The sequence below is a fragment of the Arthrobacter sp. MYb221 genome (genome assembly GCF_002979835.1).
Classification (GTDB): Bacteria; Actinomycetota; Actinomycetes; order Actinomycetales; family Micrococcaceae; genus Glutamicibacter.
Genome location: NZ_PCPW01000004.1, coordinates 283535 through 305131, shown reverse-complemented (window position 1 = coordinate 305131; position 21597 = coordinate 283535). Strand labels below are relative to the sequence as shown.

General features: G+C 60.3%; 20 protein-coding genes. 7 read left to right on the top strand and 13 right to left on the bottom strand.

Going from position 1 to position 21597, the window contains the following annotated elements:
• Window positions 1-183: 183 nt before the first annotated feature.
• Complete coding sequence (locus CQ015_RS18920; protein WP_181150372.1) at window positions 184-339, top strand: hypothetical protein; 156 nt, start codon at window positions 184-186, stop codon at window positions 337-339.
• 16 nt (window positions 340-355) lie between these two features.
• Here CQ015_RS18920 and CQ015_RS07575 read toward each other — a convergent pair whose 3' ends face one another.
• Window positions 356-1270, bottom strand: a complete 915-nt coding sequence (locus CQ015_RS07575) for a LysR family transcriptional regulator (protein WP_105649759.1) — start codon at window positions 1268-1270, stop codon at window positions 356-358.
• 71 nt (window positions 1271-1341) lie between these two features.
• On the opposite strand from CQ015_RS07575, the gene CQ015_RS07570 reads away from it, so the two are divergent.
• On the top strand, window positions 1342-2403 hold the full coding sequence (locus tag CQ015_RS07570) for a YeiH family protein (protein ID WP_258138033.1): 1062 nt from the start codon (window positions 1342-1344) through the stop codon (window positions 2401-2403).
• Between the two features lie 116 nt (window positions 2404-2519).
• Here CQ015_RS07570 and CQ015_RS07565 read toward each other — a convergent pair whose 3' ends face one another.
• Genes CQ015_RS07565 through CQ015_RS07555 form a run of 3 tightly spaced genes read right to left on the bottom strand, consistent with a single transcriptional unit; the run spans window position 2520 to window position 6058 of the window.
• A complete protein-coding gene (locus CQ015_RS07565; protein ID WP_105552986.1) occupies window positions 2520-3290 on the bottom strand; it encodes an IclR family transcriptional regulator C-terminal domain-containing protein in 771 nt (256 codons plus the stop codon).
• 45 nt (window positions 3291-3335) lie between these two features.
• Complete coding sequence (locus tag CQ015_RS07560; RefSeq protein WP_105649758.1) at window positions 3336-5186, bottom strand: bifunctional sugar phosphate isomerase/epimerase/4-hydroxyphenylpyruvate dioxygenase family protein; 1851 nt, start codon at window positions 5184-5186, stop codon at window positions 3336-3338.
• On the bottom strand, window positions 5186-6058 hold the full coding sequence (locus tag CQ015_RS07555; RefSeq protein ID WP_105649757.1) for a shikimate dehydrogenase: 873 nt from the start codon (window positions 6056-6058) through the stop codon (window positions 5186-5188). The genes CQ015_RS07560 and CQ015_RS07555 overlap by 1 nt, the downstream gene beginning before the upstream one ends.
• 158 nt (window positions 6059-6216) lie before the next feature.
• Between CQ015_RS07555 and CQ015_RS07550 the strand changes: the two genes are divergently transcribed.
• Entirely contained in the window at window positions 6217-7557 is a 1341-nt protein-coding gene (locus CQ015_RS07550; protein ID WP_105552832.1) for an MFS transporter, read from the top strand.
• Between the two features lie 170 nt (window positions 7558-7727).
• Here CQ015_RS07550 and CQ015_RS07545 read toward each other — a convergent pair whose 3' ends face one another.
• The 3 genes from CQ015_RS07545 to CQ015_RS07535 form a co-directional block, all read right to left on the bottom strand.
• Window positions 7728-8507, bottom strand: a complete 780-nt coding sequence (locus tag CQ015_RS07545) for a 3-hydroxybutyrate dehydrogenase (RefSeq protein ID WP_105649756.1) — start codon at window positions 8505-8507, stop codon at window positions 7728-7730.
• A 229-nt stretch (window positions 8508-8736) separates the two neighbouring features.
• Window positions 8737-9942, bottom strand: coding sequence for an ABC transporter substrate-binding protein (locus CQ015_RS07540; RefSeq protein WP_258138029.1), 1206 nt, complete (start codon window positions 9940-9942; stop codon window positions 8737-8739).
• A gap of 228 nt (window positions 9943-10170) precedes the next feature.
• Window positions 10171-11307 (bottom strand): acyl-CoA dehydrogenase family protein, encoded by a 1137-nt coding sequence (locus CQ015_RS07535; protein ID WP_105649755.1) that lies wholly within the window; start codon window positions 11305-11307, stop codon window positions 10171-10173.
• 221 nt (window positions 11308-11528) lie between these two features.
• Here CQ015_RS07535 and CQ015_RS07530 point away from each other — a divergent pair, with 221 nt between their 5' ends.
• Complete coding sequence (locus tag CQ015_RS07530) at window positions 11529-12218, top strand: NUDIX hydrolase (RefSeq protein ID WP_105649754.1); 690 nt, start codon at window positions 11529-11531, stop codon at window positions 12216-12218.
• A gap of 221 nt (window positions 12219-12439) precedes the next feature.
• Here CQ015_RS07530 and CQ015_RS07525 read toward each other — a convergent pair whose 3' ends face one another.
• From CQ015_RS07525 to CQ015_RS07510, 5 genes are all read right to left on the bottom strand, one after another.
• Entirely contained in the window at window positions 12440-13933 is a 1494-nt protein-coding gene (locus CQ015_RS07525; protein ID WP_105649753.1) for an aldehyde dehydrogenase family protein, read from the bottom strand.
• A 127-nt stretch (window positions 13934-14060) separates the two neighbouring features.
• Window positions 14061-14195, bottom strand: coding sequence for a hypothetical protein (locus CQ015_RS19300; protein WP_258138025.1), 135 nt, complete (start codon window positions 14193-14195; stop codon window positions 14061-14063).
• A 167-nt stretch (window positions 14196-14362) separates the two neighbouring features.
• Window positions 14363-15172 carry an enoyl-CoA hydratase/isomerase family protein gene (locus CQ015_RS07520; protein ID WP_105649752.1) on the bottom strand — a complete coding sequence of 270 codons (810 nt, stop codon included), beginning with the start codon at window positions 15170-15172 and terminating at the stop codon, window positions 14363-14365.
• Window positions 15172-16446 (bottom strand): CaiB/BaiF CoA-transferase family protein, encoded by a 1275-nt coding sequence (locus tag CQ015_RS07515; protein WP_105649751.1) that lies wholly within the window; start codon window positions 16444-16446, stop codon window positions 15172-15174. The genes CQ015_RS07520 and CQ015_RS07515 overlap by 1 nt, the downstream gene beginning before the upstream one ends.
• 15 nt (window positions 16447-16461) lie before the next feature.
• Window positions 16462-17850, bottom strand: a complete 1389-nt coding sequence (locus tag CQ015_RS07510) for an SLC13 family permease (protein WP_105649750.1) — start codon at window positions 17848-17850, stop codon at window positions 16462-16464.
• A 121-nt stretch (window positions 17851-17971) separates the two neighbouring features.
• Here CQ015_RS07510 and CQ015_RS07505 point away from each other — a divergent pair, with 121 nt between their 5' ends.
• A complete protein-coding gene (locus CQ015_RS07505; protein WP_105649749.1) occupies window positions 17972-18730 on the top strand; it encodes an IclR family transcriptional regulator in 759 nt (252 codons plus the stop codon).
• Window positions 18731-18740: 10 nt separating this feature from the next.
• On the opposite strand, the gene CQ015_RS07500 is transcribed toward CQ015_RS07505, so the two are convergent.
• Complete coding sequence (locus CQ015_RS07500; RefSeq protein ID WP_308727279.1) at window positions 18741-19052, bottom strand: helix-turn-helix domain-containing protein; 312 nt, start codon at window positions 19050-19052, stop codon at window positions 18741-18743.
• Window positions 19053-19189: 137 nt separating this feature from the next.
• On the opposite strand from CQ015_RS07500, the gene CQ015_RS07495 reads away from it, so the two are divergent.
• A complete protein-coding gene (locus tag CQ015_RS07495) occupies window positions 19190-19798 on the top strand; it encodes an NAD(P)-dependent oxidoreductase (protein ID WP_105552826.1) in 609 nt (202 codons plus the stop codon).
• A gap of 138 nt (window positions 19799-19936) precedes the next feature.
• Complete coding sequence (locus tag CQ015_RS07490; protein ID WP_105649747.1) at window positions 19937-21595, top strand: ABC transporter substrate-binding protein; 1659 nt, start codon at window positions 19937-19939, stop codon at window positions 21593-21595.
• Window positions 21596-21597: the final 2 nt, after the last annotated feature.

Here is a 21597-nt window from a genome sequence, read left to right as displayed (position 1 = left end):
CTCACGGTTCTATTTGCCATGATCCGAGACGGCTCACTTTATGACGTTCCAGAGCTGAAAATCCCTTGACTTTTTACATAGAGCCCCTAGTTGGCGGGGTGGATTTGCTGTGAGGCGTTGGCGTCGTTCAACCCTGACATATAGGGAAATCACGCTGTCACATATGAGCTGTTGAAAGCCGGCGTGATCTTCATTCCCGGCGCCGCGTTCAGCTCCTCGGAATCGGCGCACCACAAGTTGCGCCTGGCCTTTTGCGCGGTGGATGAACAGACGATCACTGAGGGTATGCGTCGTTTGTCGGCGCTGCTGGAAACCGAGATTTCGAAGCTGCAGAAGTAGCTGGATCCGCCGGGCGCTAGGCGCTGGCGATGTCCAGCAAGGCCTGCTCCGTGGGGCTCAGCGAGTGGCTGTGTACCCATATCGCACGAAATTCACGGAGCAGGCTCGGCCCGTCGAAGGGGATCTCAACTAGATTCCCAAGCCTCAGCTGGCTCTCGACGGCGAGCTGGCTCAGTACCGCCGGACCCATGCCCGCGGCCACGCACTGGCAGATCGTTGAGTTGCTGTTGAACTCAGCGATCGGTTCGGGGCGTTCAACGTGGGCGATATAGTCCAAAAACGCCCTTGTGCCAGAACCGTCCTCGCGTTCGATCAGCGGCGTGCTCTGCAGCTCATGGAGACCGAGCGGCGTTGTGCGTTGTGCCCATGGGTGCGATGGGGCGGTAACCACCACCATCTCATCGCTCCATACCTTGTGATAGCGCAGAGGCCGCGGAACTTCAGGTGTCTCGACGAAGCCGAAGTTCATTTCGCCGTTTTGAACCGCCGAGATTACATCTTGCGAGTTCATGATCCGCATCCGCGGCTTGACCTTCGAAAACCTCCGATGCAGCGTGCCGATCCACGTTGGTGCGAGGTATTCGGCCACGGTCATGCTGGCGCCGAATGCGAGCTCGGATTCTCCCGGCGTGGCGAGCGTGCGTGCCCCGGCAGCCAGGTTTTCCAGCGAAATGAGCACCTCCCGAGCCCACTGCACCGTGAGCACGCCCTCGGCTGTCAACGTTGAGCCGGTAGTCTTCCGGATGACCAGCGGGTAGCCCAAGCGACGCTCGAGGGTTTTCAGCGCCCGGGTGGCGTTAGGCTGCGCAATCCCGGTAGCCCGCGCCCCGGCGCTGAGGCTGCCGTGATCCGCGATGCCTACCAGCAAGGTCAGCGATGAGACCTGGATCCATTGGGCGATATCCTGCATGACATTCGAATGCTGATCCATATCATGATCATATGCCCGTGATAGCGAATCAAGGAATACCGGCCGCGAGGCTTGCGTGAGAAGTTGAATATATGCCAAAGAACAGCCAGGCCCCGGGAATGAATGAGCAGCACAGTGCCGCAAACTCCTCCCCCCAGCCATCTACGGTAAGCAAACTCCGAATGGTGCTCCCTGGTCTCGCGGCCTGCCTGGCCACCGGCTTACTGTGCATATTCGCCAGCCAATTCCTCAACGGGCTCAGCGCGCTCTTGCTGGCGATCATCCTCGGCGCAGTGTGGCGCAATGTCGCACCGGTCCCGCAGGTGCTGGATCCGGGCATAGCCATCGCTTCGAAACAACTCCTGCGAATGGGTATCGTGCTGCTGGGTCTGCAGCTTTCGCTTGGGACGATCCTCGGCTTGGGCCCCGGAGTTCTGCTGGTAGTTTTCCTCTCCGTCTCCGTCACCTTTGCGCTGACGTTGTGGATTGGCGGGAAGATGGGCATGGATCTACCGCAACGCCTACTGATCGCCACCGGATTTTCGATTTGCGGCGCGGCTGCGGTGGCGGCGGCCGAAAACGTGACACGGGCCAAGCAGGCTCAAGTGGCCACCGCAATCGGTTTGGTCGTGCTTTTCGGAACGCTGATGATTCCTGCCATGCCATTGCTCGGAGCCCTGCTAGGCCTGGACGATCGCAGCACCGGAATGCTAATCGGCGCTTCAACGCATGAGGTTGCCCAGGTTGTAGCCGCCGGCGGTTCGGTGAGCGCCGCGGCCCTGGCGGTGGCAGTGACCGTGAAGCTCGCACGCGTAGCCCTGCTGGCCCCGATCATCGCCGGGCTCGGTATCTACATGCGCCGCAAGCACTCGGTAGAAGGCGGCAAGAATCCTCCGCTCGTGCCACTTTTTGTCCTGGGATTCATCGCTGCCATGCTGTTGCGCACCACCGGCCTGCTCCCAGATTCCGCCCTCTCGATTGCGCAGAGCGTACAGACGTTGCTGCTTGCGGCCGCGATGTTTGCGCTCGGCCTTGGTGTGCACCTCCGCAGCATCGTGAAATCCGGCGGTCAAGCGTTGCTCCTAGGCTTGCTCGGCACGCTGATCATCGTATGCGTCGCTGCTGGTGGAACCATGCTCTACCCGCCCGCATAGGCCCGAGGTCCAGGCATCTGCCCCGAACAGGTCACGGGCCGCTTCCAGCGCGGCCAACGGTGTCCTTGCCCAGAATACTTGCGGGCGGATGACGCCGATGATCTTGACCGGCGAGGCTAGTCCACCCGGCCTCCGAAGTCGCCTGCGATATCCTTCGCCGTGCGAAATAAGGCCGGGAGCATGGTTTCGGAAATCGTCGACGCGTCGGCGCGGCCCGACTGTACCGACACGTTCAGCGCTCCGAGCAGTTGGTTTCCACGGCGCACCGGCACCGCCAACCCGCGCAGCCCTTCGTCAAGCTCCTGGTTGACCAGCGACCAGCCCTGCTCCGCTACTCGTTCCAGTTCCGCGCGCAACTCCTCCAGGCTGCCCACCGTATGCTCGGTGTAGCTGCGCAGTTCAATGCCCTGCAAGAAATCTTCGCGTTCTCCGGCGGTCAGGTTCGCGATCAGCACGCGACCCATCGAGGTGACCCAGGCCGGGAGCCGGTTGCCAATCGAGACGTTCATCTGATGCAGGCGCGGAGCCGAAACCCGCTCCACGTACAAGATGTCTTGGCCTTCGAGGACACATAGGGAAGTGGTTTCATCCAGCTCGCGAGCCAATCGCTGCAGGTGTGAAATCGCGGCACGCGGCAAGGTGAGACCCGAAAGGTACGAAGCGCCCACATCCAGCACTCGTGGAGTCTGCTGGTAGGTGTTCCCAACGACCGCGAGGTATCCCAGGTCAACGAGGGTGAGCAAGAACCTGCGGGCAGAGGCACGCGTCTGATCGGTAGCCGCTGCCACCTGCGAGACCGTCAGGGCCGAGTTTTCGCCTTTGAACGCAAGAAGCACCGCCAAGGTCTTCTCCGCCGACTTAACGTAATAGTCAGGCTGCTCCGCCACGATAGGGGTCCCCATTTTCACTCAGTTATCTTGCCGCCCACATGCCTAATGCCGGTCGAAACGATTGTGCTCGAATTGCGCTGCGAGGCGAACCGGGGCGTTAGGAGCCCCATAGCCATCGTAGCCGTCACGGCGTTCCAGCACCTCAAAGAACATGTTGCCTACCGTGGCTGTGTAGAAATGCAGGAATTCTCCGTGCTCATCCCTGTCGTACAGCAGGTTCAGCTCCTTCAGCGTGGACAGCGACCGCTCATCAATGCTGAATCGGGCGGCCAGGTCCTCATAGTAGTTGGCCGGAACTTGCAGGAATTCCATGCCGGCCCGCTGTGCCCGGCGCGCCAAGGCCACCACATCATCGGTATGCAAGGCAACGTGCTCGGGGTATTCGTGGTGGCTTTCGATCGCCGCTTCGAGCCCCTTGGGCACAATATTCAGTGCCAGGCGCACGCAGCCATCCTCGGTGCGCAGCACCTGGGAGCGGACCAGGCCCATGGGGCTTGGCACCTCGGTTCCAGGTCTTGCCTGCAAATTCAGCACGCTGGTGTAGAACAGCACCGATTCGTCAAAAGCCTGCCACGGTTGGGCGAGGTTAATATGGTCGATCCCGGTGATACCGCCGTGTTGCGCTTCCTCCGGTGAGTGGCGGTGCGCGCCGAATTCGGTTTCCCATATGCTTGTCCCGGCAACCGATCCGAAGAACACTTCGGTGGCATCCGGGGCCCTGAAGCCCGCGAGCTCCTGTTCGTCGCTGGTGTGGTGCCGCAGCACCGGCTTGGCCAGCAAGTCGCTTGCGCGCGCACGCCCGGCGTCCGGGTCCGGGACCTGCACGCCGAGGCCGGATACGGTTGCTGTCACGCCGCGGCTGCGTTGCGAGTTGACGATGATTCGTGCGTTTCCGGCGCGCCAGAGCTGCACCGGCTTGCGCCGATGCTGGCCGAGGAACGCGAACCCCAGTTGGGCGAGCATTCCGGCGATCAGTTCCGGGTCTTCGGTACGGATCTCGGCGAAGTCGAATCCGATGGCTTGCTGGACTCCGGGCAGTGCATCAAGTTCCAGCGGGTAGTCCTGCGCGGTAGCGCCGAGCAGTGCGGCCGTGCGGGCCTGCAGCCAGATCAGCGAACGCAGCCCGTCCACGGCCGTCCGCTCGACATTCGATTGCCTGAATACGTCATTGAAAATTTCGAGGGAAACAATTCCGGAGTACCCCGAACGCACCAGGTGGCCCAGGAACGCATCCAGCTCGAAGCCGCCCTCACCGGGGAACACGCGGTAGTGGCGGGACCAGGACAAGATATCCATGGTCAGCACCGGGGCGTCCGCAAGCTGGACGAAGAAGATCTTCTCCCCCGGGATCTGGGCGATCTGCGCCGGATCGTCCCCGCGGGAAAGAATATGGAAACTGTCGATGCACAGTCCCACATTTTCGCGGTCCACCAGCTTCACGATCTCCCACGAGTGCTGGTAGGTGTCCACATATTTGCCCCAGGCCAGCGCCTCGTAGGCGATGCGCACCCCGTAGCGTGCGGCCACGTCCGCCAACCGGCGAATCTGCTCGGCGAACAGCTTGTCATCATCGATGGTCGCCGTTCCCACGTTAGAGCAGAGCAGCATGAGATCCATGCCCAACCGTTGCATGAGCTCGAACTTCGCTTCGGCGCGGCGCAGATTTGCCAGCAGCAGCTCTTCTTCCACGCCTTCGAAGTCACGGAAGGGCTGGAACAGATCCAGGGTCAGGCCCAACCGGTGGGCAAGCGCCTTGACTTCCTCAGGCGACATGGGGCTGACGGTGAGGTCTTGCTCGAAGATTTCGATTCCGTCAAAACCTGCCTTGGCGCAGGCGAGCATCTTTTCTTCCAGCGTGCCCGAGAGGCACACCGTGGCGATTGAGGTGCGCATTAGAGTCCTGCTTCCAGCATCTCTAGCAGATGGGCGCGCATCCGTGCCGCATCGGGGGTCAGCCCGGTGATGATGCCGAAGGCATCTACCGCTTGGCCGACCGCCATATTTCCGCCGTCCAGCACCCTGCAGCCAAGGTCGCGGGCCGCGGTGATCAGTTCGGTATCCACCGGGCGATACACGCAGTCGGCAACCCACTGCCGGGAGTGGAGCCCGGAAATATCAAGGGGAAGCCCCGGGTGGTGATGCATTCCAATGGGGCTCGCGTTGAGCAGCCCATCGACCTTCGCCAGAAGCGCCGGCGCTTCTTCGGGGCTGGCCGGAGTAATGCTGGCATTCGGGAAGTGGAGGGCCAGTTCCTTGGCTCGCTCGCTAGCCCGGGAGATATCCGGATCGACCAGGAACAGTTCCTTGACTCCCGCGTCGAGCAGCGCAAAGGCGACGGCCGCGCCGGCTCCTCCCGCACCGAGTTGCAGCACCTTGCCCAAGGCTGCACCGGGAAGCCCGGTAGCCAGAGCCCAGCCGAATCCGGAGGCATCGGTATTGTAGCCATGGAATTTACCGTCTTTGATGAGCACCGTGTTGACCGCGCCGATGGCCTTGGCATTGTCGCTGATCTCGTCCAGGTGCTCGATCACCAATTGCTTGCAGGGATGGGTGATGTTGAAGGCGTTAAATCCCAACTCGGCACCGGCCTTCAATAACTTCCCCACATCTTCGCCGGGGCGGTCAAGAACCGTGAGATCAATGGGGCGATAGAGGTACCGCAGCGAATGCGCATCTGCTTCCCGCTCGTGCATGGGCGGGGTCAGCGAAGGCAACACGCCATCGCCTATGAGTCCAACTAGATATGACTGCGTAAGAGTGCTCACCGTATTACCCAACTTTCCGTCATGCTTGACGCAGGTATTGCCTCAGCTGTGATTTGCATCTACTCTATATCAACGTACACATTCCGTACAACTGTACGTATAGCGCACACTGTTTATGTTTTCAGCGTTCGTCACTCAGCAAACAAAGGAGTTTTCCGATGCCATCCACACGTGAACCGTCGGCGTCCGAGGTGCCCGGCACCGGGAAACGCACCCCCGTCAAGGCGGCCGTTGCCAGTTTCATGGGAAGCGCAGTTGAATACTACGACTTCTTCATCTTCGGCTCCGCTGCGGCGCTGATCTTTCCGCACATCTTCTTCCCCGACGCGGATGCCAATGCCTCGGTGATGTCGCTGGCCACCTTCGGCTTCGCCTACGTTGCCCGGCCCATTGGCGCGGTCGTCCTCGGCCACTTCGGGGACCGCATCGGGCGCCAGAAGGTGCTGATGTTCACGCTGGTGCTCATGGGCGCCTCGACCTTCGCGATCGGCTGCCTGCCAACCTTCGACCAGGTCGGTTGGCTCTCCCCGATCCTGCTGGTCCTCGCCCGGCTTTGCCAGGGCCTCTCCGCGGCCGGCGAGCAGGCCGGAGCCTCCTCGATGACCTTGGAGCACGCACCGGATCGCCGACGCAGCTTCTTCACCTCCTGGACCCTGACCGGCACCCAGGGCGGCCAGATCCTCGCGGCCTTGATCTTCATTCCCGTGGTGGCGCTGCCCGATGACATCAAGTACGGCATCGGCTGGCGCATCCCGTTCTGGCTCTCGGCCGTTGTGGTGCTGGTGACCTTCTTCATCCGCCGCTCGCTGCACGAGACCCCGGAATTCGAAGAAGCCAAGAAGAGCAATAACATCGCAAAGCTGCCGCTGGCGGTACTGCTGAAGTTCCACTGGAAAGACGTCTTGCGCGTGGTGCTGTGCGCGTTCATCGCCGCGGTATCCACCGTGTACGGGACCCTGGCCATCTCCTACGGCAAGAACATCGGCAATATCGATGCCTCGATCACGCTGTGGCTGGTGGTTGCCGGCAATATCGGCGCGCTGCTCACCCAGCCGCTGTTCGGCATGCTGGCCGATGCCATTGGCCGCAAGCCGGTGTTCATCTACGGTGCGCTCGCCTCGGCGGCAGCCATGCCGTTCTACCTGCGCAGCATGGAAACCGACAACACGGTGCTGCAGTTCGTGCTGTCCCTGGTGGTCTTCTCCTGCGCCTACTCCGCGGCCAACGCGGTCTGGCCAAGCTTCTATGCCGAGATGTTCTCCTCCAAGGTGCGCTTCTCCGGCCTGGCCATCGGCACCCAGCTCGGCTTCCTCATGGCCGGCTTCGCACCGTCCATCGTGGCGGCCATGGGCGGCCTGGAACCTGGCGGCTGGGTCAAGATCAGCCTCTTCACCGCGGGAATCGCGCTCATCGCGGCGATCTCGGCGCTGACCGCCAAGGAAACCTACCGGGTGCCAACCGCGCAGCTGGGTACCACTGCCGAGCTCGTGCGAAAGTAGCACTCGCCAGGCAGCAAGTAAGCGAGGCTCGGCTCCCCGGAGAACGGGAGCAAGGCCTCGCTTTTTGCTGTGTTCAGCCACAAATCAGAACACTTCGGATTCGCCGCCGCAGCGGCGCGTCCCGACCGCGTAATGGGCCAGCCACCGTTTGGCACGGTCGCCGGCGGTACTCATCGGGCGCTCCACCCGCCGTCCATGGCATAGGAGGCGCCGGTGACCATCCCCGCCTCATCCTGGGCCAGCCAGGACACCAAGGATGCCACTTCCTCCGGCTCCACCAGCCGCTTGACCGCCGCTTCGGTGAGCATGATCTTCTCCACGACCTCGGTCGGGGCGATGCCATGGAGCTGCGCCTGATCTCGGATCTGCTTCTCCACCAGGGCGGTGCGCACGTAGCCGGGGTTGACGCAGTTGCTCGTCACCCCATGCTCCGCCCCCTCCAACGCGGTGACCTTGGACAGTCCCTCCAACCCGTGCTTGGCCGACACATAGGCGCTCTTGAACGCACTGGCTCGAATGCCGTGCACGCTGGAGACGTTGATGATGCGCCCGAACCCGCGCGCATACATGCCGGGCAATGCCGCACGGATGAGCAGGAATGGGGATTCGAGCATCAGCCGGTGTATGAGCCGCCAGGCCTCGGGATCAAATTCGTGGATCGGCGCAACACGTTGCACCCCGGCATTATTGACCAGAATGTCGGTATCCAGGCTGAGCTCTTCCAGCACCTTGGTATCGGCCAGATCCACCGCCCAGGCCTTGCCGCCCAGCTCGTCTGCCGCCGCGCTGGCTGCCTGCTCGTTCAGATCCGCGACGGTGACTGCTGCACCTTGGGCGCTCAGCCTTCTGGCACAGGCCAGCCCGATCCCCGAAGCACCCCCGGTGACCAACGCGGTACGCCCGGACAATGCACCGCCAACCGGCCCGTGCTGTGTCTTTATTTCGGCCATGTGGCTCAACCCTCCGCAGTCGGTTGCGCGTCGACTGATAGCAACGCACGGACAATAAATTCGCCTTTTCTTCAATCACCTCATCGAGGACCTCGGGGATGCGAAACTTGTACCCCGGGACACTCCCCTCAACGTTTTTCATGCACTGGCCACGGAGCACTTCGGGAGAACCGAATTCAACCCGCCGCATGGCCTGACTCCGAACAGGACACTGCGTGGCTCGCGAAGACTAGTTGACGATCTCGGGCGGGGCGATGTCCTCGCCCGGCACGGTCTCCAGCAGTTCCGGGATCCAATTCCAGCCCTCCCTGGCCAAGGACACCCGGTACATGTTCTGCACCAATCCATGATCCGAGGCGCGCACGGTGGTTTCGCCCTGGGGTCCTTCGAAGCTCCAGCCTTCGAAGGCGGTGACCATCTGCTCCACGTCGTTGCCGCCTTCGCCCACGGCCCGGGCAATCATCTGCCCTGCCACAAATCCATCCGGGGAGAACTGGCCGGCTTCTTTGCCCGCTTCCGCAACAGAGGAGATCATCTCTTGTTCAACGTCGGTGCCTGCAGCGCCCGGGAAGTAGTGGCTGAAGAAGGAGATCTTCTCACCCGCGCCGCCGAAGGCACCATAGGTTGTTACCTCGCCCAGCCCGGTGACGATGGGAGCAATGTCGAACGCTCCTTGCCGGTCCAACGCCTGCCACATGGCACCGGAGGAGGCTCCGGCCCAGGCCGCGTAGATGAGGTCGGGCTTTGCATCCACCAGCTGCCGGGCGAAGGGTGCGAATTCGGTGACTTCTTCGGGCACGAGAATGTTGCTGACATTGGCGCCTTGCAACCCTAGGACCGCTTCCGCCGCTGCGAGATGTTCCTGCCCGAACGCGTTGTCCTGGGTGAAAACGGCGATCTTCTTGCCGTTCACATCATCAAGGAAGGTGCCGGCGGTGGCCGCGTCCTGCATGTACTGGCGTCCAGAGCGGAAGGTGTATTTGTTGGCGCCGCTGATGGCATCCGTCGCGGCCGAGCCGGAAATGTAGAGCACCTTGTCCTGGGCCGCCAGGCCGGCAAGCTTCAGCGCGATCTCCGAGGAGGCCGCTCCGGCCAGGACCTTGTAGTCCTTGCCGACCAGCTCGCCGGCTACCACGGCGGCCTGGTCCGCCTCGCCGCCGTCGTCGTGGTAGGTGATGTTCAGTTCGAAGTCCCCCACCCTGCCCGTACCATCGGTGGCGTAATCGAGTCCCGCCTGCAGGCCTTCGAGGTAGGCATCTCCCTCGGCAGCAAGCGGGCCGGTCTTGGAGTAGATGATCCCAATGTTCACCGAGTCTTCGGCTGCCCCGGGCCCAGCAGCGCCGTTGCTCCCGGGTTCCGCGGTGGGCGCGCAGGCGGTCAAGGCCATTGCTGCGCCGAGGGACAGCGCAGTCAAAACCTTGCCGGTTCGATTCACGAATGATGCCTTTCCTCGTGGGGCTCCCCTTGTTGCAGCTGGCCCCCAAGTCAGATTGTGCGGTGCACGTTTGCACAAAACCCGAACCGCGATTCTGGTTACACCCCCAAACTATGGCGACCTGTCGCAGGAGTCAACGGATCTGAGGCACGGAAACCATAAAAGGGTGTGCGCTTTTGCAAAGCCATCGTGCACGGCGGCACCCGGTGCTGCCAGTGATTTCAGGTCCTAGGAATCGACCAGCCCGCGCCCCACGATCAGCTGCATAATTTCGTTCGTGCCTTCCAGGATCTGATGCACGCGCAGATCACGGACGATCTTTTCCAGCCCGTACTCGCTGAGGTAGCCATAACCGCCATGCAATTGGATCGCGGCATTGGCCGCGTTGAACCCGGCATCGGTAGCCACCTTCTTCGCCATCGCGCACAGCCGCAGCGCGTCGGAGGTCTGCGCGTCCAAGGCTGCCGCCGCCCGGCGCAGCAGCGTGCGCGCCGCTTCCAATTCCATATCCATGTCGGCCAGCTTGAAGACCAGGGCCTCTTGGCGCGTGAGCGGACCGCCAAAGGCCTCACGCTCCTTGAGGTAGGCCACGGATTTCTCCAGGGCCAGCTGGCCGCCGCCGATCGAGCAGGCACCGATATTCAGCCGGCCACCATTGAGCCCGCGCATCGCAATGGTGAAGCCATCTCCTTCGGCACCCAACAAGTTCTCGACGGGGATCCGCACGTCTTGCATGATGACCTGACGGGTAGGCTGCGCATTCCAGCCCATCTTCTTCTCCTTGGCCCCGAAGGACAGCCCCGGCGCGTCGGCGGGCAGCAAGAAGGCGCTGATCCCCCGCCCGCCGGTATCGGCCGTGCGGGCCATCACCAGATAGAGCGCTGACGAACCCGCACCGGAGATGAACTGCTTGACCCCGTTGAGCACGTATTCATCGCCATCCCGGACCGCACTGGTAGTCAGCGCCGCAGCGTCCGATCCGGTCCCGGGTTCGGTCAGGCAATAGGATCCCAGGTCCTGCATCGCCACCATGCCCGGCAGCCACTGGGCTCGTTGCACCTCGGTGCCGAAGCTGTCGATCATCCACACCACCATATTGTGGATGGAGATATAGGCCGCAATGGTGGGGCAAGCCTTGGACAGTTCTTCAAAGATCAGCACCGCGTCGCTGCGGCTCAGCCCGGAACCGCCATAGGCTTCGCTGACGTAGATGCCACCCATCCCCAATTCGCCGGCTTCGGCAAGCACATCGACGGGGAAATGCTGCTTCTCGTCCCACTCCAGGGCATGCGGAGCGATTTTCTCCGCAGCAAATTCGCGCACCGCCTCCACCAGCTCGCGTTGCTCCTCATTTAGTTCAAACATCGCTAACCCCTATCTGACCACCGCTACTTGTGACTCACACTACAGCCATGGCGAAGGATTTTGGATGGCAGCAGCGGGAAATTACCCCGAGATTCACTCTCGTAATGCGAGGTATGGCCACCGCGTCAAGAAAACCTTTCGCGCCGCTCTCGGCAGTCCCGGGGAACACCCAATCGTCACAGTGCGCGGTTCCGTTTCGGTTCTCGGCCATACTTGGACTTATGGATTCCGCCTCTACTGACCCGAATAAGCAGCCGGTGACGCCGCGACGTGCCGCAAGCGTCCTGATGATTCGCGAGGGAAACGAAGGCTTGGAAGTGTTCGTCCAACACCGGGTTTCCACCATGGACTTCGCCGCCGGCATGGTTGTCTATCCCGGTGGTCGGGTCGATGCTCAAGATCTGGCCGAGGCGCAATCGGGGAATATCCCGCAAGCGCTGGCCATCGAGCACGCACGGCTTTGGGAGGATTCCTCCATCTGGGAAGACGGCGAAGAGCAGGCCATCCTCGAGGCGGCAACCCTGCTGGCCGCCGCCCGCCGCGAGATCTTCGAAGAGACCGGCGCGCGTTTGGACGTGAGCCAGCTGCGTCCGTGGGCGAACTGGATCACGCCGCCGGATAATCCCAAACGCTTCGACACCTTTTTCTACGTGGCCCAGGTGCAGCCTGGACAAGCACCCATGCACCAGACCACCGAGGCCTCAAACTCCGAATGGGTCCAGCCCGCCAAGCTGTTCTCCGCCTACGAGCGCGGCGAAGTGGGCTTGATGACCCCCACCCGCACAACCCTGCGCAACCTTGCGGCGCTTGAAACCGTTGAAGCCGCCATGAGCTCGCAAACGCCCATCGTCACGGTCCGGCCCCAGCGCATGCCACCGGCCGCGGATTCCAAGAAGGAACGCACAAGCTAGCCGCGCCTGGCCCGGTACCCCTTGGCTGGCGCAGTACCGCTGCCCGAACCCCTGGCGACGGGGCAGGAGTTCGGGCTCCACAAACTCCCGCGGGAGTTCTCACACTCCGTTAATGACTACCGCATTCCTTGCAGAGCACATGTGCCTGCTCATCGAGGCCCCGGAGCGCACGAACCACCGCTCCGGGGACCCTTGGCCATTCGAAGGATCCTTGGCAATCCCTAGAATGGGTACTGCTTATCGGTGCTCTGCACTCCGACCCAATGGTCGGTGGTGAATTCCTCGATAGCCCACTCACCGTTAAAGCGGCCCGATCCGGAGTTCTTCTCCCCACCGAACATCACATGTGGTTCATCATTCACGGTGATGTCATTGATGTGGGTCATTCCCGCCTTGATCCCGCGGGCAAAGCGCACACCCTTCTCAATATCGGTGGTGAATACCGCGCTGGATAATCCGAATTCGGTGTCATTTGCCAGTTCGAGCGCATGCGCCTCATCTTCGGCCCTAGTGATGCCAACCACCGGGCCGAAGATCTCCTCACGGAACAGTTCCATCTCACTGGTGACATCGGCGAAAACATGCGGCGGCACCACTCTGCCTACGACCTCGCCGGAGAGCACCTCGCGGGCTCCCTCGTTTCGAGCCTGCGCGATCTTTCCCTGCACGCTTGCCAGCTGCGCGTCGTTAATAATTGGGCCCACCACATTTGCGGGCTCCGCCGCATCACCGTACTTGATGGTTGCTGCATGGGCGGCGAACTGCTCGACGAACTGGTCATAGACCGGGGCTTGAACGATAATTCGGTTGATTGCCATGCAGATCTGCCCCTGATGCAGGAACTTGCCCATGGCAGCGGCGCGGACCGCTTGTTCGAGGTTGGCGTCGGCGAGCACCACAAATGGTGCGTTGCCGCCAAGTTCCAGCGCGACCCGCTTCATATGCTTGCCCGAAACGGCGAGCTTGCCGACGTTTTTCCCCACCGGGGTGGACCCAGTGAAGGAAATCAACGAAGGAACGCTGTGCGCCACAAAGTGGTCCCCAATTTCGGTGCCTGAACCAACAACCACGCTGAACACGCCCCGGGGGATCCCGGCTGCTTCGAAGGCCTTGGCCAGCACCAGCGCGCCAACCAGCGGTGTGTCGCTGGCCGGCTTGAGCACCACCGAGTTGCCTAGCGCCAGGGCAGGGGCCACCGAGCGCTGGGAAAGCAGCATCGGGAAGTTCCACGGGCTAATCACGCCCACTACGCCCACCGGTTCGCGGTAAACACGGTTTTCCTTACCCGCACTGTTCGACGGCAGGATCTGGCCGTGCACCCGAGTCGGGAAGGTGGCGGCCTCACGCGTTGCGGAGATCGTGCCAGATACCTCCACGTTGGCCTTGAGCACCGATGAACCGGATTCGGCCACTAGCAGCGCAACCAGGTCATCGTAGTTGGCTTGCAGATAGTCCGCAGCCTTGGTGAGGACCGCAGCACGTTTGGCCGGAATGAGCGCAGCCCAATCGCGTTGGGCCTGAGCTGCGCTCGAATAAGCCTCGTCCACATCCTCGATGGAAGCCTGGCGGATTTCTGCCAGCACCGCGTCGTCGAACGGGTTGCGGGTGACCAGAACGGAAGAACTGCGCCCATCGCGCCATTGCCCGGCGATGAATAATTGCGCCGGAAGCTGGTCAAGGAAATTTGGTCGGCTGGATACTGCCTGGTTGGTCATGGATCTTCCTTCCCACAGTGCGGCGCTTCGCGCCACGGCGAATCGAGCTCTTCGCACTCATTGTTCGTGGGATATCCGCCGCGATCAAGGAACTAATCGAACAGCTGAATTTGCCTCGGCAGGAGGCTTATTTATCGTCAAAGATTTCTCGTGCGGCCAGCACCTTGGCCGCGTGCGCCTCGGACCAGATGCGAATGGCATCCATGGGTTCGAGCAGACTACGGCCCAAATTCGTCAGCTCATAGTCCGCTCTGGCCTGCATTTGAGATCCAAAGCAATGGTGCTCTGTCGCCACCGATTTCCAAAATTCCCCAAGCCGCAAATTGAAGGGCTTCTGACTTTTTGGATCGCTCTAACCACGCCCTCTGGGCCGGTTCAGCCGAGTCAAGTTAATTCACAGACACGAGCGGGTTCGACCAACAGGTGTTGCTAGTCGCTGACCCGCCAGAGAAACTCGGGCCGGTACCCGGATTTGAATGCGGCCCTTCCAACTGCCAGATCATCATGCCCTTGGAATTCTTGCCAGGCTGCATTCCAGGTTCGTTCCCGATTAGGACCCGCTGGTTGATCAATGAGTTTTTTAATATTCACGATCGAGAATTGGGAGCGCTTGGCAACAGTTCCAAGTCGCGCTTCTACAGTCTCAGCAAATGCCGATGCAGGGATAAGTTCAGTCACTAACCCCCAGCGCTCGGCCAGCTCCGGAGTTACTTCGTTGGCCGTAAACAGTAAGTACTTGGCACGGTCGGCCCCGACTCTTCTCACCAACCGTTCGACTCCGGCACGCGGATACAAGATCCCAAGCTTAGAAGGAGTTATTGCAATACGAGCATTGGAGGAGGCAAGAACCATGTCGCAAGCACTGGCGATCTGCCACCCACCTCCCATGCAGATGCCTTCCACCACTGCAATCGTTGGCTTGCGCACAGTTCCAATGGCTTCATCGGCACGGCTCAGGTAATCCACGGTCCCCTCATTGGCTGAAGCAGAAAAGAGAACCTGTTCCAGATCTTGCAATGCGGCGCCAGCTGAAAAATCAGAGCCGCTGCCCTTCAACGCGATGACGACAACTTCCGGGTCGCGGTCCAGCGCACTCATCGCATCTGCAATTCCAATGCACATGCTTTGGGTCAATGCGTTTCGTTTCCTCGGGTTAGCAATCGAAACCGTCGCTATCCCATTAGACTTTTTCAACTCGATCGAACCGACCGCATGTGCGGATTCTTGCTGACCAGTCATCAGAGTGACTCCCCAATAGTTGCAAGCGGGGTTGCCTCTGTCGCCGGGCAGAGAGTATTTAGTACCTCTTCAGCATCTAGTCCAATCCCGATCACTCCTTGGGCATGTAATTCGGCAATTTCGCCGGGAGCCATCCCGAGTTCTTGTAGGATACCTACAGAATGCTGCCCGAATGACGGTGCTGCATTCCGAATGCACAGGGTTTTGCCGTCGATGCTCATGGGGCTCCGGATCAGTTCAATTTCCGACCCGTCTTTCCGAGGCACACACTGAACCATGCCCAAAGCTCCTGCTTGTTCGGAACGAATCGCTTGGCGATAATCGTTGATTGGACCGCTGGGTATACCTGATTCACGGAACATTTCAATCCAGTAATTGGCTTTTTTACGGCAAAGCGTCGCCTTGATTAGTTCGTCGAGTTCCACCCGGTGCCGAGACCGGGCTTCGCCAGTTGCGAAACGCGGATCCGATAGCCACTCCTTTGTCCCCAGAATCGTTGTGAAACGGCTCCAATGCTTAGGGGTCGACACCGCAACGATTATTGGTTCACTTGCCGTGTCATACGCTCCATAGGGCGCAATAGAGGGGTGACTATTGCCCTGGGCTTCAGGGGCCTCGTCCAAGGTCAGAGCTTGTTGCCCTTGGAATACAGATAGCCCCAGTGCTGATTCCAGCAACGAAGTGGACACGCGCGAAGACTGGATTCCGCGAGACTTGCCCAACAAGGCTGTCACAACGGCGAAAGCACCATTCATTCCCGAGGTAATATCGACAATTGGCAACCCGACTCTATACCCCGATCCTCCTTGCGGTCCGGTGACTGAAGTAATTCCGGAGGCCCCCTGTATTACTTGGTCGAGCCCCGGCAAATCACGCAACGGTCCCTCTGATCCGTATGCATTAATCGATACTAGGAGCAGATCGGGATTTAGTGATTCCAGTTCGTTCTCGGAAAATCCCATTTTAGACAGGGTTCCGAATTTGAAATTCTCCACCAATACGTCGGCCTCGCGAATGAGCCGCGAAAGGATCTCGCGCCCCTTATCAGAGTAGAAATCGATGGTTAGAGAGCGTTTGCTCCTGTTGATCGATTCGTAGTACAAGCTTCGACCATCAGCATCAAACGGAGGCCAGTTCCTAGAAGGATCACCGGATCCGAGGCTTTCAACCTTGATCACCTCAGCACCAAAGTCTGCGAGCATCGCCGTGCAGTAAGGTCCAGCAAGAGCCCTGCTCAAGTCAACGATTTTAATGCCTTCCAAAGGTAACATCATTAGTCCTTTCTAAATCTAAAACATAGTTGGAGCTACCAGCGCTCCGACTAGGGCAAGAGGCCCAACGACGACCATTGAGAGGCCCCAGCGAGTCAATAATTTGTTCATGCGAGGCCGTTCGTCTTCGTCGACTGTTGCAACTAGAGTCGCCCCTACGGTAGAAAACGGCGATACATCCACGATGGACGAGCAGACACCCAACGCTGCGATAACCGCCCAACCGGCAAGGCCACCGTTGGAAACCAGAGGAATGGCAAGAGGAACTAGCGCAGCTAGCATGCCGGTTGTCGAAGCGAAGGCTGAGATCAAGCCACCGATAATGCAGATACACAATGCTGCGACAAGGGGTGTTCCGATTTGACTGGCTGCCGCACCCAAGAGATCCACCGCACCCATGTTTTGCAGGACACCTACGAAGGTAATAATTCCGCCCACCAGAGGCACAGTTGACCAGTCGATTTTTCCAACCGCGCTTTTCCCAGTGATCGGGTCGACCAGTGTCATCACACTTGCAAAAACGAAGCAAAGAATACCGATGTCCGGATCTCGACCAGCAACGGCCAACGACACGACGCTGACAATTAGTCCGGCCATGCACACGATCGTTATTCGCTGAGTCCCCGTGAATAATGAGACGGCGCTTGCAGCCGCTACTCCGCCCTGTTCCTCCCGCTCCATAATTTTGTGGGTCGTAAACTGGGAGCGGGCTATGTACCCTTCACTTTCGTAAGGATGATTGGGAAGCTGCCCGGTCTTTGAAAACTGCGCTCGATCCTCGAGTGCTAGCGCTGCTCCTTTGTCAGCATGGACGAGCTTGAGCCCACCAAACATGAGGAATGCAGCACAGAGCAATACCAGATTCGCGACCAATGCCACGGCGAAAAGTACCAGCGGATTCAAATCGATATCGACCGCATGCGCGGTTCCATAAGTGACGATGCCGAACAAGCTCGTTGGAGCGAAGCCACCGGCACTGAGTCCGCAGCCGATTGCCAGGCCCATAAGCATCCGGTCAATTCCATACTTTTTCGCCAGCGGCATCCCGACAGGAGTCATTACCAATCCGGCCAAGGGCGAACCCATGGCGGAAATTCCGGCCGTAATCGCGAAGAACACAAATGGGAGAATCGCAGACCTGTCCCCAACCCGCGCCACCGCCCGGTCGATAATCTTGTCCACGGTTCCGTTGGCTTGGGCAATTGCAAAAAAGTACGTCACTCCCACTAAGAGGACCAAGATGGAAACGGGGAACCCGTCAACGACCTCACTAAGCTTCATATCAGCAAGCCAGATGCCTACTCCTGCGGCTGCCGCAAACATGATCACGCCAAGGTGAACTTTGCGCAGCGTCGCCAAGGTAAAGATTCCACAAAAGATCGCTAGTGCAATGATTTGGGCCTCCATGGCGCACCTCCTTCAACCATAATCACTCGGTTCACCAAGTGAACCGATGGTTCATTATTAAGATCATGTGTAGCGTAGCTCACAGGGAGCTTGCTGGTCAATGGGTCGATAGACTGGTGCCATGAGTACACAAAGCGTCGCCAACGCGATTCGAATAATCGAATGCGTTTCTTCAAGCCAGCCAGTCGGTCTATCCGATCTAGCCAGGGAATTAGGCCTCTCCAAGGCGACCGCATTGCGCTCCTTGTCAACACTGAAGGAATTGGGGTGGCTGGAGCAAAGCCCCCCGCCCGCTTCGCAATGGTCACTGACCTTCCACGCGTACGCGGTCGCAGCTCGCACGGGAATCCGTGGCAGCATTCGCGACCTGTCGATCAATCACCTAAATGAACTGCAAACCGCTACGTCCGAAACAATTCACCTCTGTATACCGGACGCTAGAAATATGATCGTCGTCGAGAGATTGGATTCCTCGCATACCTTGCGCGCGTTCTTGGCCCTGGGCACAGCACTACCCATGCACGCTTCAGGGACGGGCCTCGCCTACCTAGCGGCAGCATCCCGCGACGTGGTCGACAACTATCTTTCACAACCACTTGAGGCGAGAACTTCAAGTACCCTGACCGAGAGTCACGAAGTGTTGACAGAGTTGACTAGAATTCAAGAACGCGGGTTCTCGATCAACGTCGAAGGCCGCAGTGACGGCATCACTTCCCTCGGCGCAGCAGTCGTCGATGCCGCTGGCCACCCCGTAGCAAGCATCTCCGTTTCGGGGCCGACGAGCAGAATTACCGAAGACAAATTCGCCCCGTATGGAAAAATCCTCGTGACAGCCGCTCAAGCCATCAGCCACGCTCTATCCGGACTCCGACAGCACTAGAGCCTTCCAGCTACAGTCGGTCGTCAAAGATTTCTCGGGCGGCCAGCACCTTGGCCGCGTGCGCCTCGGACCAGATGCGGATGGCGTCCATGGGTTCGAGCAGGCTGGAACCCAGATCGGTCAATTCATAGTCCACCCGGACCGGCACCTGCGCCGTGACGGTGCGAGCCACCAGGCCATCGCGCTCCAGGGTGCGCAGCGTGCTGGTCAGCACCTTGGGCGTCACCGCACCGATCCGCTGGCGTAACGCGGAGAAACGTAGCGGCCCGCTGGCTAAGTTAAGCATCACTAAAGGGGTCCATTTATCCCCCAAACGTTGCATAATTTCACGTGAGGGACAATCTTGCGCAAGCACGTTGTAGGTGAGGGCGCTATCCATTTGGTAACCAAGTTCCTTTGAAGTAGTCGGTATCTAAAGGATACTATAAACACGAAGAACACAACTACGAGAGGACCATCATGAAGATTGCAGTCTACGGAGCCACCGGAATGGTCGGCAGCCAGATCACCTCTGAAGCATTGAGCCGCGGCCACGAGGTCACCGCCGTCAGCAGCAGCGGCAAAACCGTCGAAGGCACCAGTGCGGTCACCGCCAAGCTCGACGATACCGCCGCCTACCGCGATCTGGGAAAGAACCACGACGTCGTCGTGATCTCCGTGCCGCCATCGCGCACCGGTGGCGACCACCAGGAATACCTTGACGCCTTCGAGGAGATCACCGAAACCCTCGTCCCGGCACGTCTGATCGTTGTCGGCGGCGCCGGCGCTACCGAAGTCGACGGAGTCCGCCTCTACGACACCCCCGGATTCCCCGAAGAATACAAGGCCGAAGCCCTCAGCAGTGGCGCCGTGTATGACATGTTGACCTCGGTCTCCGGGATTACCTGGACCATGGCCGCACCTGCCCCGGTGATCGCACCGGGCACCCGCACCGGCAACTACACCCTCGGCACCAACTCCCCTGCCGGCGACTTCGTTTCCACCCAGGACTTCGCCGTAGCGATCCTCGACGAAATCGACACCCCGGTGCACGACAACCGCCGCTTCACCGTCGCCAGCGAAAAGTAAAACGCCAGCCACCCGGCCAGCCAAGGCCGAAGGCTCGGCTCTCGCTTCCTCTGGCAGGGAAACGATCTGACCTTTCGGCCTTGGTTGACTAAGGTTGAGTACGTCATCGCTCACTTATTCAAAGGTCACTCACCGTTCATGCAACGAACACAGCGCGCCACCCGCCTGCTCACCGGAGCATTAGCTCTCCCGCTGGCCGGAGCCCTCATCGCAGGCTGCTCCACCACCTCCGACCCCTCGGCCACGGAGGATCTGAAGCCCGTCGCCGGTGGGACGCTGGTTTACGCATCGGGTGATGCCGAGCCGAACTGCTTGGACCCGCATGTGGGCGGAAACTATCCGCAGGCGCTGGTTGCCTCGCAGTTCATGGAATCGCTGTTCAGCAAGGACGCCAAGGGCGAAATCATCCCGTGGCTGGCCGAAAAGTCCGAGGTCTCCGAGGATGGGTTGACGCGCACCATCACGCTGCGTGAGGGGATCAGCTTCCACGACGGCACCCCGCTCACCGCCGAAGCCATCAAGGCAAATATCGAGCACCTGCAGGATCCGAATACGGCTTCCTCCACCGGTTATCTTGCCGTCGGCAAGGTCACCGAAATCACGATTGTCGACGAGTTGACCGCGCAGCTGGAACTCTCCGCCCCGGATAACGCGCTGCTCGAGTCGCTGTCCATGCCGTGGACGGCAATCCAGTCCCCCGAGGGGCTCAAGCGCGACCAGGCGGCGAACTGCGCCGCCCCGGCAGGCACCGGCCCCTTCAAAGTTGAGTCCTGGGACCGCCAGCAGGCCGTCAATCTGGTTCGCTACGAAGACTATGCCGCGCCGGTAGCTGACCCCGAGCGTGCCGGCTCCACCGCGCACCTGGACGGCATTACCTGGCGCTTCATCCCGGAGGCAGCCAGCCGCTATGCAGCTCTGCAGTCCGGCGAGGTCGACGTGATCGACAATCCGCAGCCTGACACCATCGCCACCGCCGCCGATAGCGGGCTGGGCCACCTCGCGGCGCCGCGTCCGGGTGCCTCGAACCGGGTGGAGCTCAACAGCTCCAAGGCGCCTTTTGACGACGCCGCGGTGCGCGAGGCGTTCATCCGTTCCCTCGACGTGAACACCGGAATCGACGCGCTGTACTTCAATACCGCCGAGCGCAGCTACTCGCTGCTTTCAAGCGTTGAGCCGCTGGGCATTTCGGCCGAAGAAAAATTCGGCACCGATGTTGAGCGGGCCAACCAGCTCCTCGACGAGGCAGGCTGGACCGAACGCGATGCACAGGGCTACCGGCTCAAGGACGGCAAGCGCCTGAGCCTGAGCTTCCCGGTATCCACGAACCAGTCGGTTCCGGCCGAGCAGTCGCTCTTCGAGCAGATGCAGGCGGCCGCCAAGAATGTTGGCATCGAGGTTAAGATCGACTTGCTCGACCTCTCCAGCTGGTACGGCGCTCTGGCCAAACACGAGTACGACCTCGTTTCGGCGCCGTATACCAAGGTCGGTCCGAGCGTGCTGCGCATCTTGTTCCATTCGGATTCCACCGTCCCGGCGCCGAGCGGCTACTTTGCAAACAACGCGCAGATCAAAAACCCGCAGCTGGACCGGTTGCTGGTGGAAGCCGAGCAGACCAACGACGAAGCCAAACGTGCAGAACTCTACGAACGGGCGCAGCAAATCGTCTTGGACGGCTACTACGTGATCCCGCTCTACGATCAGCAGAACCACTTCCTGTTTTCGAAGAACGTGCACGGCATGGGTGAAACCACCGCGGTCTCCTCCCCGACCTACTTCAACGTGTTCCTGAACAAGTAGCC